Raw genomic sequence first — 2,947 nt, 5'->3', positions numbered from 1 at the left:
CTTTTTAGCCGGTGTTTTTTTACATCAAACAGGTACCCGATAACCTATCCTTTTTCAACCCAAGATTGTCCCACAGAATCCGTTACAATGAGAAATTTTATCTATTAATTAGAATAGCAATTTGTTGTCCATTTGCTCAGAAAAACTTTATATTTTTGACGATCGGATAGATTTTTTACAAAAAATTCTCACTTTTTAAAATTTCGTCAGGAATAGAGTGAAAAAAATCCAAGATACTTTAGGGAATACGGCTAACCCAGTCCCGAAAATGGTCACTTGATATGGAGGATCTACCAGAGCCATTACAACCTAAACCATTACCAATCACAGCTTAGGGACAGAGTGATAACATTTTACACGTATCTTCGACAGACCCCGATAACGACAGCCTCTACTGGTTCCAGGGAAAGCGCTTTCTCCAAATCATCAAACACAACAATATCCTTGGAAACCTCATTTGCTTCAATAAACCGTTGTCCATGTTCTGTGTCTCGACTATTGATGGCAACTATCTTGCTTTCGGTATTATCGATTGCATCAATTAATCGTTTTGCTTGTCTACCTGTTCCCAATAATAAGCTATTCACCTCTAACCTCTTTATAATTTCCCTTTAGCTCATGCACAGGTATCATTATGCTTCTTGTTGCAAAAACCGAAGGCAGTCATTCCCGCTAAACCATCATCAACCCTAACTTAACACTATTTCTTAAGTTGTCCTCACTCTCAATGACCTTGTAGCTTTCAAACCCAGCTTTTTCAAATAATGGAAATTTTTACAGCTTCCCAGAAAAGCTTCTGATCCTCTCAACAATATCTTCAAAGCTTGGTTTGTCATTATAGTAAAGTGACTGACTGATTTGATATTGCTGCTTGTACTGGTTAAAGACTTCTGCCTGTTCCATTTGGAAAGCTTGGTTTTGCCTAATATCGAGATTGTCTGAAGCTCTGAAACGGGCCTTTTTGTGCTGGTGGTATTCGTTGGTGCCAATGAATTTGACAACCGGCTCGTAGTCCAGCAGGTGATATACATCGTAGTAGTGGCGCATGAAGTTTTCGGCAAAGGCCCCATGTTCTTGTTGCTTGCGAAATTTTGTTGAGATTGTTTGCAGCTTTTCAACGAGAGTATAACCTGGGTGATAGCAGGAAACGCTGAGTGCTCTATTATCTTTGATTGCAACTTTGTCGGAGGCAAAATCATATGCCCACGAGCTTATGTTGATGGGCGAGTTTGGTGCAACTGTGTCAAATCCTACTTCCAAAAGGATGCCGTTTTTGATGTCTATGCTGGATTGCAATTGGGTTGGGTAATGCAACCGTACACCACCACTTCTGAATTTTTCATCATCAAAGGCGGTATCACGGGTGACATCTTGAATGCCGGAAACCTGAAGATTGTTTGCCAGCCAATCGTAGTAATTTTGCCTGCTTTCGCAGTGGGATTTTTTGTCTTGGTTTTTGCCTGTAGCAACGTTCATAGTCTCAGGTGGTTCTATCAAAACGTCAATATCTTCCGAGAACCTGTTGATAATGCCGTGCCCTTTCGACAGAGATGTGCCACCTTTTAAGTAAAATTGCATGCCTTGAGCTTGCAAGCCATAGAGGCAATGCATAATCCAATAGTCTTTTTCAATCAGGATCGGGGCAATGGACAACTTGTCGGCAACAATACGAATCAAGTCGTCAAATTCTGGATGTTCGTGCAAATAATTAGTGACCATGATGGAGAGAGCCAATCTGTAGGTGACGTGCAAAAAACTTTCGTGCTCGAACGCTGCCAAATTCCGTAACAGCATTACTTAAAGCGCTATGGTCCATATCTTTTGCCTTTGCTGCCACAAGTTGCAAAACGCGATCGGTGTCTTCAGCAAGTTTGGTAACATTGTTAACCAGATCAACCAAAAGAAATTCGACGCTGAGTTTTTCAGGAAAGTGGTGTTTTCTGACAAAGCGATAGCTCTTATTGCCAAGCTGAAAAAGTCCGTGTCGCTTGTGGTTATATACTATGGTTTCGTTATAAAGTTGCGTGGTTCCAACGCCTAAGCTGTTATAAGCGCTTGGGGTAAACATTAAAAAACGAGAGTCTTTTAGGAACGCTTCAACGATTGCGCGTTCAGAAGGTGGTGCTTTTCCAAAACTTGTCTGCTTGGGGCAGTAGTACAATCCTCCTGACAGCTTCTTCAAGGTACCACTACCTTGGAGTTGTTCTAGGTGACGATCAACAGCATTAGACCACTGTGCAAGGTCAGCGCGTCGATAAACTTCGCCTGGTACTAAATGATTTCCTATTTTCTCAAATGACTTCATTGCTTTATCTCCTACTTTAATAATAGGTCAAGCGCATGTTTTTTGCAAGTTTTTTTATTAAAAATTCATGCAAAATAACAACCGTTGTCTCGTAAAGTGTGCACCAATTCTTCAATGACTACTGATTTTGCTAATCTCAATCCTCCGAGCTAAAGATCTGCAACGGAATCTCAACCATAGCAATATCAGCGCCTCGGAAAAAAGCGGTTTCTCCATCCTCGTCTGTTATATTGAGCCACTCTTTTTGGGAGACAACATTCAGGGCATAGAAGACGAACTCTTCCATTGCTCCCCAGTCATCTTCATCGTCGGGGTTAGATTGATCCTCTTCAACTTGCAAAACCATGGGGGTAGTGGCATTGATGAAATGAATCTTTACAGGGTGAGAGTCAACTTCTTCTTCCTGCTCTGCAACAGGTTCATCCTGTTGTTCAGGGTAAAGTGGCTCGAAGAGAAAGTGGCAAAACATCAATTGTGACGATTGAATCAAAATTCGATGTGTGTCAGATTCAAATTCAAAAAAGCCGATCCCCTTGGCCAAATTTGGGTTGAATTACAGAAACGGGGCAAATGCGACATACGAAGTCAATTTATGGGCAACTTTGTTGCTATGCCTTAAAATTAAGGACCTCCTCCAACGAA

General features: G+C 41.3%; 4 protein-coding genes. All 4 read right to left on the bottom strand.

What is annotated here, in order from left to right; translation table 11 throughout:
- Positions 1–353: 353 nt before the first annotated feature.
- On the bottom strand, positions 354–587 hold the full coding sequence (locus tag ABFQ95_08320; GenBank protein ID MEN8237519.1) for a hypothetical protein: 234 nt from the start codon (positions 585–587) through the stop codon (positions 354–356).
- A 187-nt stretch (positions 588–774) separates the two neighbouring features.
- Positions 775–1,719: a nucleotidyl transferase AbiEii/AbiGii toxin family protein gene (locus ABFQ95_08315; protein MEN8237518.1), complete on the bottom strand. Its 945-nt coding sequence runs from the start codon at positions 1,717–1,719 to the stop codon at positions 775–777.
- Complete coding sequence (locus ABFQ95_08310) at positions 1,709–2,305, bottom strand: hypothetical protein (GenBank protein ID MEN8237517.1); 597 nt, start codon at positions 2,303–2,305, stop codon at positions 1,709–1,711. Before ABFQ95_08310 ends, ABFQ95_08315 begins: the two co-directional genes overlap by 11 nt.
- 136 nt (positions 2,306–2,441) lie before the next feature.
- A complete protein-coding gene (locus tag ABFQ95_08305) occupies positions 2,442–2,774 on the bottom strand; it encodes a hypothetical protein (protein MEN8237516.1) in 333 nt (110 codons plus the stop codon).
- Positions 2,775–2,947: the final 173 nt, after the last annotated feature.

The sequence above is a fragment of the Pseudomonadota bacterium genome (assembly GCA_039714795.1).
GTDB lineage: Bacteria > Pseudomonadota > Alphaproteobacteria > JAGOMX01 > JAGOMX01 > JBDLIP01.
The sequence above is the reverse complement of the archived record's forward strand: the minus strand, read 5'-3'. Positions and strand labels throughout refer to the sequence as shown.

Excerpts from the sequence above, each read along its gene's own strand:
- ABFQ95_08305 (MEN8237516.1), bottom strand. The coding sequence starts at position 2,774 with ATGTTTTGCCACTTTCTCTTCGAGCCACTTTACCCTGAACAACAGGAT.
- ABFQ95_08310 (MEN8237517.1), bottom strand. The coding sequence starts at position 2,305 with ATGAAGTCATTTGAGAAAATAGGAAATCATTTAGTACCAGGCGAAGTT.
- ABFQ95_08315 (MEN8237518.1), bottom strand. The coding sequence starts at position 1,719 with ATGGTCACTAATTATTTGCACGAACATCCAGAATTTGACGACTTGATT.